At 71.7% G+C, this 16,753-nt stretch carries 15 protein-coding genes; 7 read left to right on the top strand and 8 right to left on the bottom strand.

The annotated features are described in order from the left end of the window. Window positions 1–33: 33 nt before the first annotated feature. The 4 genes from ACWEEU_RS16575 to ACWEEU_RS16560 all read right to left on the bottom strand — a co-directional run bounded on the left by ACWEEU_RS16575 (window position 34) and on the right by ACWEEU_RS16560 (window position 3,213). Window positions 34–1,077 carry an NlpC/P60 family protein gene (locus tag ACWEEU_RS16575; RefSeq protein WP_451732958.1) on the bottom strand — a complete coding sequence of 348 codons (1,044 nt, stop codon included), beginning with the start codon at window positions 1,075–1,077 and terminating at the stop codon, window positions 34–36. A gap of 111 nt (window positions 1,078–1,188) precedes the next feature. Beyond that, window positions 1,189–1,524 carry a hypothetical protein gene (locus tag ACWEEU_RS16570; protein ID WP_451732955.1) on the bottom strand — a complete coding sequence of 112 codons (336 nt, stop codon included), beginning with the start codon at window positions 1,522–1,524 and terminating at the stop codon, window positions 1,189–1,191. Then, complete coding sequence (locus tag ACWEEU_RS16565; protein WP_451732952.1) at window positions 1,521–2,189, bottom strand: TetR/AcrR family transcriptional regulator; 669 nt, start codon at window positions 2,187–2,189, stop codon at window positions 1,521–1,523. The genes ACWEEU_RS16570 and ACWEEU_RS16565 overlap by 4 nt, the downstream gene beginning before the upstream one ends. A gap of 85 nt (window positions 2,190–2,274) precedes the next feature. Further along, window positions 2,275–3,213: an AurF N-oxygenase family protein gene (locus ACWEEU_RS16560; RefSeq protein ID WP_385742276.1), complete on the bottom strand. Its 939-nt coding sequence runs from the start codon at window positions 3,211–3,213 to the stop codon at window positions 2,275–2,277. Between the two features lie 172 nt (window positions 3,214–3,385). Between ACWEEU_RS16560 and ACWEEU_RS16555 the strand changes: the two genes are divergently transcribed. Next, entirely contained in the window at window positions 3,386–4,222 is an 837-nt protein-coding gene (locus ACWEEU_RS16555) for a hypothetical protein (RefSeq protein ID WP_451733151.1), read from the top strand. A 7-nt stretch (window positions 4,223–4,229) separates the two neighbouring features. Here ACWEEU_RS16555 and ACWEEU_RS16550 read toward each other — a convergent pair whose 3' ends face one another. From ACWEEU_RS16550 to ACWEEU_RS16540, 3 genes are read right to left on the bottom strand one after another with little or no spacing between them, the layout of a single operon-like run. After that, window positions 4,230–5,687, bottom strand: a complete 1,458-nt coding sequence (locus ACWEEU_RS16550) for a penicillin-binding transpeptidase domain-containing protein (RefSeq protein ID WP_451733148.1) — start codon at window positions 5,685–5,687, stop codon at window positions 4,230–4,232. 35 nt (window positions 5,688–5,722) lie between these two features. After that, window positions 5,723–7,084, bottom strand: coding sequence for an FtsW/RodA/SpoVE family cell cycle protein (locus tag ACWEEU_RS16545; RefSeq protein WP_385742277.1), 1,362 nt, complete (start codon window positions 7,082–7,084; stop codon window positions 5,723–5,725). 49 nt (window positions 7,085–7,133) lie between these two features. Then, window positions 7,134–7,553, bottom strand: coding sequence for an SH3 domain-containing protein (locus tag ACWEEU_RS16540; protein ID WP_451732948.1), 420 nt, complete (start codon window positions 7,551–7,553; stop codon window positions 7,134–7,136). Between the two features lie 404 nt (window positions 7,554–7,957). Between ACWEEU_RS16540 and ACWEEU_RS16535 the strand changes: the two genes are divergently transcribed. Next, window positions 7,958–8,755, top strand: coding sequence for a nuclease-related domain-containing protein (locus tag ACWEEU_RS16535; RefSeq protein ID WP_451732945.1), 798 nt, complete (start codon window positions 7,958–7,960; stop codon window positions 8,753–8,755). A gap of 47 nt (window positions 8,756–8,802) precedes the next feature. On the opposite strand, the gene ligD is transcribed toward ACWEEU_RS16535, so the two are convergent. Further along, window positions 8,803–9,684: a non-homologous end-joining DNA ligase gene (gene ligD / locus ACWEEU_RS16530; RefSeq protein ID WP_451732942.1), complete on the bottom strand. Its 882-nt coding sequence runs from the start codon at window positions 9,682–9,684 to the stop codon at window positions 8,803–8,805. A 65-nt stretch (window positions 9,685–9,749) separates the two neighbouring features. Here ligD and ku point away from each other — a divergent pair, with 65 nt between their 5' ends. The 5 genes from ku to ACWEEU_RS16505 all read left to right on the top strand — a co-directional run bounded on the left by ku (window position 9,750) and on the right by ACWEEU_RS16505 (window position 16,739). Next, window positions 9,750–10,793 (top strand): non-homologous end joining protein Ku, encoded by a 1,044-nt coding sequence (ku, locus tag ACWEEU_RS16525; RefSeq protein ID WP_385742285.1) that lies wholly within the window; start codon window positions 9,750–9,752, stop codon window positions 10,791–10,793. Window positions 10,794–11,017: 224 nt separating this feature from the next. Next, window positions 11,018–12,442 carry a hypothetical protein gene (locus ACWEEU_RS16520; protein WP_451732939.1) on the top strand — a complete coding sequence of 475 codons (1,425 nt, stop codon included), beginning with the start codon at window positions 11,018–11,020 and terminating at the stop codon, window positions 12,440–12,442. 71 nt (window positions 12,443–12,513) lie between these two features. Next, window positions 12,514–12,918: a hypothetical protein gene (locus ACWEEU_RS16515; protein ID WP_451732936.1), complete on the top strand. Its 405-nt coding sequence runs from the start codon at window positions 12,514–12,516 to the stop codon at window positions 12,916–12,918. Further along, window positions 12,915–14,738, top strand: a complete 1,824-nt coding sequence (locus ACWEEU_RS16510) for a CHAT domain-containing protein (RefSeq protein WP_451732933.1) — start codon at window positions 12,915–12,917, stop codon at window positions 14,736–14,738. The genes ACWEEU_RS16515 and ACWEEU_RS16510 overlap by 4 nt, the downstream gene beginning before the upstream one ends. Before the next feature lie 144 nt (window positions 14,739–14,882). Further along, window positions 14,883–16,739 (top strand): GmrSD restriction endonuclease domain-containing protein, encoded by a 1,857-nt coding sequence (locus ACWEEU_RS16505; RefSeq protein ID WP_451732931.1) that lies wholly within the window; start codon window positions 14,883–14,885, stop codon window positions 16,737–16,739. Window positions 16,740–16,753 lie beyond the last annotated feature (14 nt).

Raw genomic sequence — 16,753 nt, 5'->3', positions numbered from 1 at the left:
GGCGGGCGTGCGAAGTCGGGTTCGCTCCGGCGCTCAGAGGCGGCGAGGGGGCGCATCGGGGCGGACGGCGCCCAGGATGGGGTTGGCGGCGATGGGGGAGATCTTGACGTGGTCGCCGGTGCGGGGGGCCTGGACGACCCTGCCGTTGCCGATGTACATCGCCACGTGTGTGGCCTCGGGGAAGTAGATCACCAGGTCGCCGGGGCGCAGCTCGGTCAGGGGGATGCGGCGCAGGGAGGCCCACTGCTCCTGGCTGGTGCGGGGGATGGGGGTGCCCGCGCGGGCCCAGGCGCGGGAGGTCAGCCCCGAGCAGTCGTACGCGGACGGGCCCTCGGCGCCCCACTCGTACGGTTTGCCGATCTGGTCCATCGCGAAGCTGAGCGCGCGGGTGCCCGCGGTGGACGCGGGCCGGTTCGGACCCAGTGCGCCGGAGGAGGCGAGACGATTCTGCGCCTCGGTCACTCCGTCCTGTTCCAGTTGGTTCACCTGGGTGAGCTGCGCCGGGGTGAGGGCGGCGAGCATCCGCTCCACGTCCCGCAGCCGGGCCGTCACGCCGTCCCGGTCCCGCTTCTGCTTGTCCGCCAGGGTCTCCTGGGCGTCCAGCGCCTTGCGCGCCGCCCGGGCCACGGTGTCCGCCCGCTTCTCGGCGCCGGTCAGCCGGTCCAGCGTCCGGGCGCGCGCGCTCGCCAGCCGTCCGATGACGTGCCCCTCGTCGAGTGCCTGCTGCGGATCGCGCGCGAGGAGCAGCCGGACGTAGGGCGAGAAGCCCGAGCTGTTCTGGTACTGCTCGCGGGCCAGCCGTCCGGCGTCGCCCCGGCTGTCGTTCAACGCCAGCCTCGCGCGCGCCAGTTCGTCGTCGAGGCGGCGTACCACGGCGCGCTGCCGGGTCAGCTTCTCCGAGGTGCCGTTGTAGGTCTCGGTGGCCTGCTCGGTCTGCCGGTACAGCCGCTGAAGATCCGTCAGCAACTGGGAAGCAGAGCGCGGCGGAACCGGTTCGGCCGCCGCGGGCGCGGCCGCGAGGGTGGCCTGGGCGGCCACCGCGGCCGTACAGGCCAGACGCAGAAGCATTCCTGACACGCCATCACCTCCGGTGCGGAGCTGCGGACCTCCCGCCTCCTCCGTACCGCGAGCATCGGGTGCCTGTCGCGAGACGCGCGCGCCGGACGTGCTCGGTCCGGCGCAACCTTGTCACCCGGTCGGGTCGTCCGGCTTGCCGTCCGGCGTGTTGCCCGGCGCCGTGTCGTCGGTGGGCCGCCGGAGGGGCTTGGACCACGGCCAGCGCGGCCGGTCCCCGCTCCGCTCGCCCTCGGGGTCGTGGACGTACTTCCAGCCGCGCACCAGTCCCAGCCGTTTGGTGTGACCCAGCGGTTCGCGGCGGTAGTACAGCACCGTGGGCGGGCCGCCGGCCGCGTCGGGGACGGGGATGCGGTACGTCTTCGGGGGGTGCCCGGTGGGGCCGAGCAGCACGGGCAGCACCCGGCCGTCCATGGGGCCGCCCTCGAAGGGGGTGTCCTGACTCTTCACGCGCCCAAGTCTCGGTCATCCCCGGCGAGGTCACCGAGGAGCGCCGCCGTCTGCGGGTCGCGGGTCGCGGTCACCGCGAGGACGGCCGTGAACTGCTCCACCAGCCAGTCGCGCAGCTCGTCCGTCGGGGGCCGCTTGCCGTCGTCCAGCCACATCAGGGAGGACGCCTCGACCGCCGCGATCCACATCCGTACGGTCATCCGCAGCCGGGGGCCCGGCTCGGCCACTCCGAGGTGACGGAAGAGGTGCTCGGCTGCGGCCCTGCGCACCCCGTCCACGATGGCGGTCGTCCGGGAGGTCTCCACCACGCTGCCGCCCTGGAGCAGGGCGCTGAACCCGGTGTCGTGCTGGTCGACGAAGGCCAGGTACCGGTCCAGGGCGCGGCCCAGCCGGGGCACCAGCGGGCCCTCGCGCGGCTCGTCGAAGCACTGGCGCAGCGCGTCCGCCGCCGAGGTGAGCGCGGCCTCGTAGAGCTGCTGCTTGCCGCCGGGGAAGTAGCGGTACACCAGCGGCCGCGACACTCCCGCCGCCTCCGCCACGTCGTCCAGCGAGACGTCCTCCGGCGCCCGGTGCGCGAAGAGGGACAGTGCCGCGTCGAGAAGCTGACTGCGACGCTGCTCCACGCTCAGGCGTCGATAGGCGGGAGAGGGGGCCTGCGGACTCATGCCCGGCAGCGTAATCCCTGCGGCCCCGGCACCCCGCCGGACCGGGGGCTTCCGGCACCCGGCGGCACCGCCCCCGCCGCGCCCCCTACGCCAGCAGTCCCGACGACTTCCACAGGCGTCGGCCCGTGCCGCGCAGTACGCCGATCTCGTCCAGGAAGTCGGTGAGCCGCTTCGCACCGGTCTGCATGATCTCGCGGCGGTGGGCGCTCGCCTTCACCTGGGCCATCGCCTCGCGCTTGTCGAGGCCGACGTTGGTGTAGACCTCGGGGTTGACGAAGGCGACGGAGAAGACGCGGGCGAACTCGCCGGAGGTGACGCGGGTGAACTCCTGGGACCACTTGGGCGCGGTCACCATCTGGCGCCGCAGCTCCTCGCGGGCGTACCGCACGTGCCGGGCCTCCTCCACGACGTGGATGCGCGTGACGCCCCGGATCAGCGGCTGGACCCGCTCGTCCGGGAAGGTCAGCCGCTGCATCCAGTCCAGGACCTCCTCGCCGAGCAGGGTCGCCGTGAAGGAACCCGGGGTCGTGGAGATGGTCTTGAACAGCCGGCCGAGGTTCTGGTGGGCCCGGCTGACGGGGTACCAGGGCGTGTCGCCGCGCGAGATCAGGCGCGCGAACATCTTCGAGTGACGGCACTCGTCCTCGATCTCGGTGAGCGCGTACCGCACGTGCGCGCTCGTCGCCGCCTTGTCGTAGATGTGCCGGACCAGCAGCTGCATGAGGATCAGCTCGAACCAGATGCCCAGCGAGGCGAGCGCGGCGGCCTCGTGCCGGGAGAGGTCGATGCGCTGCTCCTCGCTCATCCTCTCCCACAGCGGCGTGCCGTAGAGCGAGACCAGCTCCGGCGGCCAGAACCACTTGCCCTCCTCGAAGGGCGCGTCCCAGTCCAGCTCCTTGTCGGGGTCGAAGGAGTGCTTGGCGGAGGAGACGAGCAGCCGCTCGGCCACCTCCTCGCGGTCCTTGAGCAGGCCCAGCGCGTCGCGCAGCCCTTCGAGCGCGTCCGCTTCGGTCACGGTCGTCATGGCTCACTCACCTCGTCACCCAGGGGTACGTCGTCCGCCTCTTATAAGACTGCGTGTCAGCAAGGGTCGTCAATCCCCCGCGCGGGACTTGTTGACGGAGCGTCGGCCGCCTTGGCGGCATCTCTGGCCGTACGGCCGGGATGTCCGAATGGAGTACCGTGCTGGCGTGTCCATGCCTCCGCAGCCCCCGTCCCAGCCGCCCTCCCAGCCCCCGTACGGCGCGCCCGGTCCCTACGGCGCCTCCGGACCCCAGGGTGCCCCCGGCCCCTACGGCAACCCCGGCCCGTACGCGGCCCCGTACGGGCAGCAGCCGCCCCCGGGAGCCCCGCAGCCCTACCCCGCCTGGGGTGCCCCGCTCATGCCCCCGCCCCCGAAGCGGCGGACCGGACTGATCCTCGGCATCGTCGGCGGTGTCCTCGCGCTCGGCGTCATCGCGGTCGTCGGACTGGCCATGGTCGGCAAGGCCGCCGTCGACAGCGGACTCCCCGAGGCCAGGCACAAGCTGACGCTGCCTCGGCACCTGCTGGACGACAAGTACGAGCTGGCCCAGGACCTCTCCGGCACCGAGGGCAAGAAGATAGAGGACGAGGCCGACGGCGCCTGGGACGTCAAGGGCATCCACGCGGTCGTCGGCCAGTACGACCAGGACGGCGACAGCAGCAAGGGCGTCCTGCTGGTCTCCGGTCTGTACGGCCGCTTCGGACACGCCGCCGGAGTGCGCCGCAACATGCTCCGCGGCGCCACCGAGGCCCAGGGAGTGACCATCGCCGAGCCCGCCCGGGACGTCACCCCCGCCGGCGCGGACACCACCGTGAGCTGCGAGGTGCTGAAGCAGAAGGCCGGGACGGTCGAGCTGATCTACCCCGTGTGCGCCTGGGCCGACGGAAACACCGGTGCCGACGTCGCCGCGGTGAGCCTGGCCGCCTCCGACCCCGCCGACGTGGACCTCGACGCCGCCGCCCGCGACACCCTGAAGGTCCGCGCCGAGATGCTCCGGCCGGTGGGCTGAGCCCCCCTCACCGTCCCAGCACCGCCCGCATCACCTCACGGGCGATCGGTGCCGCGTCGCCGCCGCCGCTGACCTCGCCCCGGTCGGCGGCGGCGTCCTCCACCACCACGGCCACCGCGACCCCGGGCTGCGGAGCGTGGTCGCCCTGCGCCCAGGAGACGAACCAGGCGTAGGGCACACCGGAGTTGTCCACGCCGTGCTGCGCGGTGCCGGTCTTGCCGCCGACCGTGGCACCCGGGATCGCGCCGTTGCCGCCGGTGCCCCGCTCCACGGCGTCCGTCATCAGCTCGCGCAGCAGGACCGCCGTGGAGGGGCGCATCACCTGGATCAGCGGATGCGTGTCCGCGCCCCGGACCGTCTCGCCGCCCGGCCGGGCGGTGCGCTCCACCAGATACGGCGCCCGCGTCTGACCGCCGTTCGCCACGGCCGCCGCGACCATCGCCATCTGGAGCGGAGTGGCCCGCGTGTTGTACTGCCCGATCGAGGACAGCGCGAGCTGCGCCCGGTCCACCACCGTGTCGAACGTCGACTGCGACACCGCGAACGGGATGCGCAGCGAGGTGTCGTTGAAGCCGAACGCCTCTGCCGTCGCCGCCATGTTCCTCAGCCCCACGTCCACGCCCAGCTTGGCGAAGACGGTGTTGCAGGACCACGCGAACGCCTGCCGCAGCGAGGCGTCCCGGCAACCGTCGATCTCGTTGGTCAGCCAGGTCGTGGTGCCCGGCAGCCGGTACGGATCGGGGGAGTCCGTCGGCTCGTCCACATCCGTGATCACCCCCGCGTCCAGCGCGGCCGCCGCCGTGACCACCTTGAAGGTCGACCCCGGCGGATAGGTCTGCCGCACCGCCCGGTTGAGCATCGGCTTGTCCGGATCGGCGTTCAGCCGCGCCCAGGCCGCCGACACCGCCTTGCCGTTGCCCGACAGCACGGCCGGGTCGTACGACGGGGTGGACACCAGCGCCAGCACCCGCCCGGTCGTCGGATCGATCGCGGCCACCGCGCCCTTGCGCCCGGCCAGACCCCGGTACGCCGCCCGCTGCGCCTTCTCGTCCAGCGTGGTGACGACGTCGCCGCCGGGAGCGGGCTTGCGGGCCACGTCCCGCCACAGCGTGAACGACGACAGCGCCGGATCGGTGCCCGAGAGCAGCGCGTCCTCGGAGTGCTCCAGGAACGTGCTGCCGTACAGCTGCGAGGCGAAGCCGGTCACCGGGGCGTACAACGGGCCGTCCCGGTAGGTGCGTTCGTAACGCAACTGCTCCCCCGTGTCCGCCGAACCGGTCACCGGCGCGCCGCCCACCAGGATGTCTCCGCGCGGCTGCTGATAGCGGGCGATGGAGGCGCGCCGGTTCGCCGGGTTGTCGTTGTACGAGCCCGCCTGGACGACCTGCACCCGGGCCGCGTTGGCCAGCAGCGCCGCGAGCAGCAGACCGCACAGCGCCGAGGCGCGCCGGATGTACCTGGCCATCGGCAGCCCGCCACCGTAGTCCCGCCCGTCCTGGCTCACGGCGCCTCCTTGCCGTCGTACTGGCTGCGGGCGGAGTCGCTGACCCGGATCAGCAGCGCCACGATGGCCCAGTTGGTGACGACCGACGAGCCGCCCTGCGCGAGGAACGGCATCGCCATGCCGGTCAGCGGGATCAGCCCGGTCACCCCGCCCGCGATCACGAACACCTGGAGCGCCACGATCGAGGCGAGCCCCACCGCGAGGAGCCGCCCGAACGGCTCGCGCAGCGCCAGGCCCGCCCGGTAACCGCGCTCCACCAGCAGCGCGTAGAGCAGGAAGAGCGCGGCCAGTCCCGCCAGGCCCAGTTCCTCCCCGGCCGTGGCCAGGATGAAGTCCGACTTGGTGGCGAACCCGATCAGCGGGGAGTGGCCGAGCCCGAGCCCGGTGCCGAGCATCCCGCCCGCCGCGAAGGCGAACAGCGACTGGGCGAGCTGGTTGGGGCCCTCGCCGGCCTCGATGGTGGCGAACGGGTGCAGCCAGTCCTCGATCCGGCCGCCCACGTGCGGCTCCAGGCTGCCGACCGCCATCGCACCGAGCACCGCGAGCAGCAGCCCGACCGCGATCCAGCCGGTGCGCCCGGTGGCGACGTACAGGAGCACCACGAACAGCCCGAAGAAGAGCAGCGAGGTGCCCAGGTCCCGCTCCAGGACCAGCACCCCGACGCTCAGCAGCCAGATCGTCACGATCGGCCCGAGCACCCGCCCGGTCGGCAACTGCACCCGCCACAGCCGCCGCCCGGTGTACGCGAGCGCGTTGCGGTTGGCGGCCAGATAGGCGGCGAAGAACACCGCGAGCAGCACCTTGGCGAACTCGCCCGGCTGGATGGAGAACCCGGCGAACCTGATCCAGATGCGGGCGCCGTTGACCGCCGGGAACAGGATCGGGGCGAGCAGCAGCACCAGGGCGGCGGCGACGCACACGTAGGAGTAGCGCTGGAGCACCCGGTGGTCGCGCAGCAGCAGGACCACCACGATGAACAGCGCCACCCCGAGCGTGGACCACACGAGCTGGGCCGGGGCCGCCCGGTCGCCCGGCGTCTGGAGGTCGAGCCGGTAGATCAGCACCAGACCGAGCCCGTTCAGCAGCACCGCGATGGGCAGCGGCAGCGGATCGGCGTACGGCGCCCGCAGCCGCACCGCCAGATGCGCGGCCAGGGCGAGCCCGCCGAGCCCGGCGCCGTAACCGAGGACACCCGGCGGTACGGCGCCCGTGCGCGCGATGCCCACCGCGCAGTAGCCGAACACGCACAGCGGCACGGCGAGCACCAGCAGGGCGAGTTCGACGCCGCGCCGCCGGGCGAGCGGCACGGCGGAAGCCGGTGTCCGTGAGGCGGCCACCGCGATTCCGGCCTTGGTCATGTCCGGAACCTACACATAAGTGAGGTAATACGCGGTCTCTCGCGGGAGGTCAGCACCAGCGTGGCGCGGCCCCGACGTTGGCGATGTACCGCGCGGACCCCCACGCCCAGGTGCCGTCCGTGAGCAGGTACCACAGCGGGTTGCCGCCCACCGCGGAGCCCTTGACCTTGCAGTAGACGGAGACCTTCGCGCCGTGCTCGGCGAAGCGGACCTTGCGGGTGCTCCGGTCCGGGCGGTCCCGCAGCCACAGCCCGTCCTGCGCCCTGACGACGCCCTGGTAGCGGCGCGGGTCACGGTCGCCCCGCCCGCCGCCCGGACCATGGGGGCCGCCGTTCGACGGCGCGGCGACGGACGCGCCGTCGCCCTTGCCGTCGTCGGCACCGGCCGGGACGGCCGCGGCACCGGCGAGCAGGGCACCCGTCGCCGCCGCCAGGGCGACACCGCGGGTGAGGGCGGAACGCAGGGACATGGAACACCTCCGAAGGTGCGTGCAACTGACTAATCGCCACATTAGGAGCGCCCCCCGGCGGCTGCGCGCCGCAGTGGGCCATCGGGGAGGGGGGTGCCGGGGTCGCCGGGGGCGTTGGGGGGGCAGGGGGCCGGGGGTGCGCTCGGCCGTACGGGTCCGGGCCGTAGGTGTTCCGTGTTCCGTTCGGCCGGCTGCTCGCCGTCCGCCGCCACCGCGCCGCCGTCCGCCGCGATCGCGAACGCCGGCCGCGCGCCCAGCGCCTCGGCCTGCCCCCGCGCGATGGTCAGCCCCGGGTCGTGCCCGTCGGACAGTCGTGCCCCTTCGGACAGGGGAGACCGGTCCCCGGGCGGGACTTCTTGCACCGGGTGCTCCCGCCTGGTCCCATGGTCGAGGGGTGATGGCGGATGAGCGGACTGCGTGTGGTGCCGACCCGGCTCCGCGGCCGCGAACGGCTGTACGTCTGCGGTACGGACGGGCACAACGTCGCCTGGTACGACCGCGAGACGGCCCGGATCAGTCTCCTCGCCGAGGACCGTCGGCAGGACGTGCTCGCCGTCCTGCGCCCCTTCCTTACCGGCCCCGTCACCGTGGGCCCGCCCCCGCCCCCCACCCCCGCCGAACTCGCCCGCCTCACCCTCCACCCCGACGACGACCTCGCCCCCAACCGCCCCGGCGAGTCCCTGCTCGTCGCCCTCGACCGCGAGCCCGCCCGCCGGCTCCGCCCCGACCCGCGCCGGCGCGCCCTGCTGGCCGAGGAGACGGTGGGCGCCGCCCTGGACGCCCTCGAAGGCGCGGGCTGGCACACCCTGCACTCGGTACCGCTCCCCGGCGGCGACCGCATCCACCACCTGCTCATCGGCCCCGCGGGCCTCTTCGCCGTCCGCTCCCTCCACGCCCGCAGACAGCGGGTCCTGGTCGCCGACCCGATGGTCGCCGTGGGCCGCCGCGCCCCGGAGCCGCTGCTACGACGGCTGCGCGCCGACGCCGACCGGGCCGCGTACGCCCTGACCGCCGAGGTCCGCCCGGTGCTCGCCGTCGCGGGCCCGGCCGAGGTGCTGATCACTGCCGCGCCGCGGACGGTGCGGATTCTGCGGGAGGAGGAGCTGCCGGGGCTCGCGCGGCTCGGCGGGCGGCTGAAGCCGGGGGACGTGGAGGCGTTGCACGCGATGGCGCGGGACCGGAGGACGTGGCTCGGGCTGTAGCACGGCCGCGGCTCGGCTTACGGCAGCTCTGCTTACGGCAGCTCGGCTTACGGCAGCTCCGCGGCCCGCTCCGGGTCCAGGAGTCCTGCCATCAGGTCACCGTGTTCCTCGACCCGGGGCGCGATGTCGTCGGCCAGGAACTCCAGGTCCGCCGGGACGCGGCACGCCTCGACCTCGTCCCAGGTGACCGGCGCGGAGACGAGCGGGGCGTGGCGGGCGCGCAGGGTGTAGGGGGCGGCGGTGGTCTTGCGGGCGGCGTTCTGGCTCCAGTCCACGAAGATCCGGCCGGGCCTGAGGCTCTTGGTCATGCGGTGGGTGACGAGACCCGGCAGCGCCTCCTCCGCCTCCACCGCGAGCGCCTTGGCGTACGCGCTCGTGTCCTCGGGGGAGGCCCCGCGTACGGCGGCCAGCAGATGGAGCCCCTTCGACCCGGCGGTCTTGGCGTACGCCTCGATGCCGTCGGCGGCGAGCCGTTCGCGCAGCCACAGGGCGACCTCGCAGCAGTGGACGACCGTCGCGGGTGCCCCGGGATCGAGGTCGAGGACGAGCCGGTCGGCCTCGTCCGGCGTCTGGACCAGCCACTGGTGGGTGTGGAACTCGGTGACCAGGTTCGCCGCCCAGACCAGTGAGGGGAGGTCCTGCACGACCACCATCCGGGCGGGACCCTCCGAACGGGGCACCTCGGCGGTCGTGACCCAGTCGGGCGTACCGGGCGGCACGTTCTTGGTGAAGAAGACCTGGCCGCCGGGGCCGTCGGGGTAGCGCAGGAAGGAGACCGCGCGGTCGCGCAGATGCGGCAGCAGGACGTCCGCGGCGGTGGCGTAGTAGTGCACCAGCTCGCCCTTGGTGAAGCCGCTCTCCGGATACAGCACCTTGTCCAGGTTGCTGAGCGTGACCCGCCGCCCCGCCACCTCCGTCACTGGCGTCATAGGATGACAATCCCAGAAACGGGGCGAATGGGACACATTGGAACCGTACGGAAGGGGCGCGGCACGTGCGATCCATATGGAACGGCGCGATCTCGTTCGGCCTGGTCAGCATCCCGATCAAGGTCGTGAACGCCACCGAGAGCCACGCGGTCTCCTTCCGTCAGGTCCACACCGAGGACAACGGCCGCATCCGCTACCGCAAGGTGTGCGAGCTGGAGGGCCGCGAGGTCGACCAGGCGGAGATCGGCAAGGCGTACGAGGCGCCGGACGGCGAGATGATCCCGATCACCGACGACGATCTCTCCCATCTGCCGCTGCCCACCGCCCGCACCATCGACATCGTCGCCTTCGTGCCCGCCGAGCGCATCGACCCGCTCCAGATGGACGCCGCGTACTATCTCGCCGCCGCCGGAGCCACCGCCGCCAAGCCGTACACCCTGCTGCGCGAGGCGCTCAAGCGCAGCAACAAGGTCGCCGTCGCCAAGTTCGCCCTGCGCGGCCGCGAGCGGCTCGGGATGCTGCGCGTGGTGGGGGACGTCATCGTCATGCACGGCCTGCTGTGGCCGGACGAGGTGCGCGCGCCCGAGGGCGTGGCCCCCGACGTGGACGTCACCGTCCGCGACAAGGAACTCGACCTCGCGGACGCCCTCATGGACACCCTCGGTGAGGTCGACCTCGCCGACCTGCACGACGAGTACCGCGAGGCGCTCGAAGAGGTCATCGCGGCCAAGGCGGCCGGCGAGGCCCCGCCCGAGGCCCCCGCCCCGGCCACCGGCGGCAAGGTGCTCGACCTGATGGCGGCACTGGAGAAGAGCGTGCGGGAGGCGCGGGAGTCGCGCGGCGCCGGGGAACCGGGCGAGGGGGCGGAGGTCCGTACCCTCCCACGCGGCCGCAGCACCCCCAAGGAGACGGGCGGCAAGAAGTCGACGGCGTCCGCCGGGACGAAGAAGGCCCCGGCGAAGAAGACGGCCGCCGCCCGCAAGTCCACGTCCAAGTCGACGGAGCCGTCCGGGAAGCGGGGGACGACGAAGAGCACGGCCACGGCGAAGAAGCCGGCTGCGAAGAAGACGCCCGCGAAGAAGGCGGGGGCGCGGAAGCGGTCGGCGTGAGGGGTGGGATGTTGCCCCGAGGCGGCGGCGGGCCTTGCCGCGGCGCGGTGCCGCGAGGGGGCGGCATGCCCTGGCTGACCGGCGTGCGACGACATGGCGCCGTGCGATGGCATGGCGCCATGCCGTGACGAGCGACGTGACCTTCCCTCCCCGGGCGGACTCCCCCCGGGCGGACTCCCCCCGATTCCGCTACCTCCCTGGCTCCCCTCATGCACGATGAACGTGTGACATACGTGGTGACCGTGACCATGACGCCGCCCGAGGGCACGCCGGACCTGGACGCGCTGCAACGGGAGGGCGTCCTCTTCCTGCTGCGCAAGGGCTTCGACTCCCTGGAGGCCATCGAGGGACCGGACGGTATGGAGGTCGACCTGATGGACGACCTCATCGCCGTCCACCCCGGCGGCGCCCTCCTGAAACTCTTCGTGGACGCGCCCGCCCTGGAATTCGCCGAGGAGGCGGCCCGCGAGGTGGTGACCGAACTCCTCGACACCTCCGAACACCTCGCCGACTGGCAGATAACCCGCTGTGCCGTCGAGCTCAACTCCGAACTCCTCCAGGAAAGCCTGGACGCCGCAGACGGCCCCGACGCCCCGCCGGCCGACCCCGCGGAACGAGCCCGCCGCCACGCGGCAGGCGACCCCGGGCAGCCCCTGCCCGGGGGAACCCCGGCCCCCACGGAATCGGAAGCGATGCGCATACGCCTGCGCGAACTGGCCCCGCTCCTGACGTCGTTCCCACCGACGGCCTTCGGCTACGCGGGGGAGGAGCCGATAGGCGTGACGGCTGACGAGGCGACAGGGGCGACGAGCGGGAAGCCGACCGGGGCGGGAAGCGGCGAGCGGACCGGGGTACGAAGCGGCGAGCCGATCGGACCGGCGGGCGGGCAGCCGACCGGGGCGGGCGGTGCCGGGAACGGAGAGCCGATGGGGGTGGCGAGCGGCGAGGCGGCTGCGACCGGGAGCCCTGAACCGGTCGAGGCGGGGAACCCCGAGCCGACCGGAGCGGGAAAGGGCGAGCCGACCGAGCGGGGCGGCGCCGGAAGCGGCGAGCCGGTCGGGCTGCTGAGCACCGGACCAACCGGGCCGACGGACGGCGAGGGGACGCGAACGCGGACCGGCGAAGCGACCCGAACGGTGAGCAAGGAGGCGGCGGAGATCGCCGCAGGCGCCCTGATCTACGCGATCGACCTGCTGGTGGACGAACTCTTCACCGACCTGGCCGCCCTGGAGGAGGACGGCCCCACGGTCGCCCGCAGCGACGCCACCTTCATGATCCTCGACGACCTCCCCCCGCACCTGGCCGACGAATACACGGTCCTCTTCACGCGCCGCCTCACCGTCACGGCGATCACGTTGACCTCCCGCCTCACCAGGCCCCCCTTCGGCCCCCCGACCTGCGTAGCCGAGAAGCTCCTCCTGGGCTCCCTCCTCTCCCAGGCGGAGGTCACCGCCGACCTCTACGGCCTCCTGACCGACGAAGTGGCCAGGGCCCTCGAAAACTTCGCCACCACCCTGAACACCCCCACCTCCCACCCCACCCCCGAATCCCCCGAATCCTGGTTCACCCCCTTCACGGAGGAATGCCGGGTGCATCCGTACGCGGCGAACGAGGAGCCGGAGGAGACACTCCACGAACTGCCGGACTGACGCGTCGGATCGGGAGCTCGGGATTGGCGGAACCGCCTCATCCGGCCGATACCCGCTGTTACTGTCCTTTTGTGGGTACGCAGATGTACGTCCAGGTCCCCGAAGATCTCTGGCAGTGCCTCGACGAGGCCGACTTCGACTCGCTGGATTCCTTTCGGGGAGCCGACCAGTGGGCCGACGTCGCGCACGCGGTCGTCACCACGGCCGGCCAGGGGCTCGGCATGGGAGCCAATCTCGTCACCGTGCTTCTCGGCCGGGACGCCATCACCTCCTTCGTCGAACAGGTGAGGCGCTGGACGGGCAGGCGCGGGACGGCGGGGAGTCCCGCCGAGACAGTAGTGAACCTGACGGTCCGGGCCGGCGGAGACGAGACCACCGTCGCGATCACCCACAGGGGAACGGCAGAGGTGGATGCCGAGTTGCTCACCCGGCTGCTGAACTCCGCGGTCAACTCCGGCCAGGAAAACGGAGGATGAAACTCTTCGGCCGCTCGCCCTCGCCCGCCGACCGGCATCGGGCAGCAGCGCAGGCGTACAAGAGCATCCAGGACCGCTACAACGCCGCGATGCGGGCTCGCACGAGTCTGGAAAGCGTCCGCGACGACGTGTGGGAACTCCAACTGAAGCTGTTCGACGACGTGGTGAAGGGCCACACCGCGGTGGCCGGCCCGCTCTTCTCGGCCGCCCGGTTGTCGTTCTTCATCGAGTTCGGCACCGGCGTGGACTGGACCCGCGCGACGATGTCCGCCCTCGCCTTCTCCACCGCGTGCTGCGTCCTCGACACCGTGAGCGATGCGCGTGACGAACCCATGCCCGCACCCCTGCTACGCGAGATGCGTGGCATGGCTCTCGGCTCCGCTTACGTCGCCCACCGCTGCGGCGTTCCCCTCGCCGGCGTCATGACTGCGGAAGCCATCACCTCCCTGACCCTCGGGGACCGCATGATCACCCGTGAGACGGCGGCCACCCTCGCCACCGAAGGCGGCATGTCCACTCTGCGACACCAGTTGGCGGAGATGCGCCGGACAGCCGCCGCGGAACTGCGGTCGGCTCGCCGGTCTTCGACCAGGCCGAAAGCGACCGGCGCCTCCTTGCAGGAAGCCACGAGGGAGCGCTTCCTCGCCGACCTCGCCACGTACGACACGGCGGACGGCACCACCAGACTGGCCACGTCCCCCAACGCGGTCGCCTCCGCCCGTGCCGCCCTGGCCAGCGGCCGCACTCTGATCTATCTGGCTCCCGCACCCCACAGCGCCACGGCCATACGCCTCAATTACCCGCCCGGCGACCGCGAGATATGCGAAAGCATCGAACTCCCCGCACTGGACCTCCTCACGGTCCGCGCCCTGGTCGACCGCGTACGCACCACCTACGCGGCAGCCGCTCGCGGCGAACTCGGCCGCAAGGCCCTGTCGCGCCTGATCCGCGAGGCCCTGGACCAGGTGACGGCCGCCTTCTGGATCCCGCTGCTGGCGGCATGGCCCGAACTCCGCACGACCCCGATCGCGTTGATTCCCCTGGGCGAGGCAGCCCTGCTCCCCTTCTACACGGCCCTGGTGGACGACACCCCGGCCTGCGCGGCCCTGGACCTGACCCTCGCCCCCTCCGCCCGCGCCCTTCTCCTCTCCGCCGGCTGGCAACCAGCGCCGAACGGCAAGACCCTGGTGGCGGCGGACCCCTGGTACGACGGCGACGGCTTCCAGTCGATCCCACGCACGGTGCCGGAAGCACAGGCGATCGCGGCGGTGCACGGGGTGGAGCCGAAGCTGTTCCGAACAGCGGATGAGCCGGAGAGCCGGGAAGGCGCCGATCCCCTCCGCACGACCAACGGCAAAGCCCCCGCAGAACATGCCACCCCCGCCCCCGAGATCGCCGCCCGGCTGTCCGAGGCCACCCTCATCCACCTGGCCTGCCACGGCGAACTCCGCTCCGACGCCCCCTTGTCCTCCGCCCTCCTCCTGGGCGCCCCTCTCCCCCTCACCACCATCTTGAAGGACAACCTCCACCCCGGCGCCACCGTCATCCTCTCCGCCTGCGAACTGGCCAGCATCACAGGAGACCTTCCAGACGAACAACTGGGCTTCCCCGCCGCCTTGCTGGCGGTCGGCGCGCGCTCGGTCATCGGCGCCCTGTGGCCCGTGCCGGACACTCCGGCGACGGTTGACCTGATGACGGACACACACCGCGCGCTGGTCGGCTCATCCGCCACGGCAGCACTGGGCCGGGCGATCGGGAGGGCACATGCCGACGGGGTCGCGCCTTCGGTGTGGGCGTCGTTTGCGTGTTTCGGCGCATGAGACCGAGTGACGCCGGCGGGAGGGATCACGCCTGGTTGCTAGTTTTATGGCGCCCGAGGCCGGGCAGCGCGTCGGAGCCGCGTCCATCCGTTCGGGCCCGGTGACCAGCACCGACGGAAGCGTTGTGCCGCACAAGGAGGAGACGTGGCGACCGAGACGTTCAGCATCGACAAGCGGCCCTTGAGAGATCTGCTGCAGCAGGTGGAGGCGGGGAAGCTTCAGTTGCCCGAGTTCCAGCGCGGCTGGGTCTGGCCCTGGCCGAACATCGCTAGTCTGCTGGCCTCGGTGTCCCTGAACTACCCGATCGGGACGGTGATGCTGCTCCAGGGCGGCGGGGACGTCCGGTTCAAGTACCGTCCGATCGAAGGGGCAGTGCCGAGCGGACAGGTACGACCGGAGTCGCTGGTCCTCGACGGACAGCAGCGGCTCACTTCCCTGTTCCAGTCGCTTGCGATGGACAAGCCGGTGGAGACCCAGGACGAGCGCAAGCGCCGGGTGAGCGGCTGGTTCTACGTCGACATGGTCAAGGCACTCGACGAGAACGAGGACCGTGAAGACGCGATCCGATTCATCCCACCCTCACGGAAGGTGGCCAACTTCCGAGGTGAGGTGCTGGAGGACTATTCGACGCGGGAATTGGAGTACGAGCACCGCGTCTTCCCGCTGCGATGTCTCTTCGACAATTCCTGGGGCGACGGCTTCGCCCGCCACTGGGATTTCACACCGGATGCGATGGAGCTCTGGTACGGCTTCCGGGATGGCTTCATCCGGTCGTTCGACCTCTACCACTTTCCGGTCATCGAGCTCGGCAAGGACACCCCTCGGCAGGCAGTCTGCCAGGTCTTCGAGAAGGTCAACACGGGGGGAGTCACTCTCACCGTCTTCGAGTTGCTGACAGCGACGTACGCTGCTGACGAATTCGACCTGCGGCATCACTGGCACGAGTGCCGTTCCGCCTGGGAAGCGCCGGAATACGCCATCCTGCGGGATGTATCTAACACGGACTTCCTTCAGGCGGTCACCCTACTCGCCACGGCCGACCGGCGGCGCCGAGAAGAGAGGGCCGGTACGGACGAGGAACGTCTGCCGCGTATTGGCTGCAAGCGCAAAGACATGCTCGCGCTGAGCCTGGAGGACTACCGGCGATACGCCCCCGACGTCGTCGCGGGCTTCAAGGCCGCCGCAAAATTCCTGCGGCAGCAGTTCGTTTTCGATACGCGTTTCCTTCCGTACGGCACACAACTCATCCCGCTGGCCGCGATCTTCGCCCTCGCCGGCAAGGACGCGGAGACGGCGGGCGCCCAGGAGAAGCTGGCCCGCTGGTACTGGTGCGGAGTCTTCGGTGAGCTGTACGGCGGCACGACCGAAACCCGGTTCAACCTCGACCTCCCCGACGTCGTCGACTGGATTCACGGGTCGGCACAGGAACCCCGTACGGTCACGCAGGCGCAGTTCGCGGCGAGCCGCCTGCTGACCCTGCGAACCCGACAGAGTGCCGCGTACAAGGGCATCTACGCGCTCCTGCTCAAGGCGGGCGCCGCGGACTGGCGGACAGGCGAGAAGGCGGAAGTCAGCGTCTACTTCGACGAGGCGATGGACATCCATCACATCTTCCCGCAAACCTGGTGCCAGAAGAACGGCTATGAGCGCTCCGTCTACAACTCCATCGTCAACAAGGCACCGTTGACGGCACGCACCAACCGGATCATTGGCGGGCACGCACCGTCCGACTACCTGCAGCGGCTCGCCCACGCGGCCGAGACGAGCCCGGAAGGTGTCGAGCAGCGCGTCCGGACACACCTCGCGAATCCCAGCCTGATGCGGGCCGACGACTTCGACGCCTTCTTCGAGGAACGACGCAAGGCGCTCCAGGACCACATCGCCGCGGCGATGGGCAAGCCGGTGGTGGACGACCACATCCCCGGCCAGCGACCCGAAGCAGCCGTCCAAGCCGCGGAGAACGGGCTGCTAGCCGAGGCATCAGTTCTTCTAGAGTCCTGACACGCCCTGGTCCG

This window comes from Streptomyces sp. NPDC005004 (assembly GCF_053600675.1).
Note: the sequence above shows the minus strand (reverse complement) of the source record. Positions and strands in the feature narration are given on the sequence as shown.

Excerpts from the sequence above, each read along its gene's own strand:
- ACWEEU_RS16510 (WP_451732933.1), top strand. The coding sequence starts at position 12,915 with ATGAAACTCTTCGGCCGCTCGCCCTCGCCCGCCGACCGGCATCGGGCA.
- ACWEEU_RS16550 (WP_451733148.1), bottom strand. The coding sequence starts at position 5,687 with ATGGCCAGGTACATCCGGCGCGCCTCGGCGCTGTGCGGTCTGCTGCTC.
- ACWEEU_RS16540 (WP_451732948.1), bottom strand. The coding sequence starts at position 7,553 with ATGTCCCTGCGTTCCGCCCTCACCCGCGGTGTCGCCCTGGCGGCGGCG.
- ACWEEU_RS16545 (WP_385742277.1), bottom strand. The coding sequence starts at position 7,084 with ATGACCAAGGCCGGAATCGCGGTGGCCGCCTCACGGACACCGGCTTCC.
- ACWEEU_RS16535 (WP_451732945.1), top strand. The coding sequence starts at position 7,958 with ATGAGCGGACTGCGTGTGGTGCCGACCCGGCTCCGCGGCCGCGAACGG.
- ACWEEU_RS16565 (WP_451732952.1), bottom strand. The coding sequence starts at position 2,189 with ATGAGTCCGCAGGCCCCCTCTCCCGCCTATCGACGCCTGAGCGTGGAG.
- ACWEEU_RS16555 (WP_451733151.1), top strand. The coding sequence starts at position 3,386 with ATGCCTCCGCAGCCCCCGTCCCAGCCGCCCTCCCAGCCCCCGTACGGC.
- ligD (WP_451732942.1), bottom strand. The coding sequence starts at position 9,684 with ATGACGCCAGTGACGGAGGTGGCGGGGCGGCGGGTCACGCTCAGCAAC.
- ACWEEU_RS16560 (WP_385742276.1), bottom strand. The coding sequence starts at position 3,213 with ATGACGACCGTGACCGAAGCGGACGCGCTCGAAGGGCTGCGCGACGCG.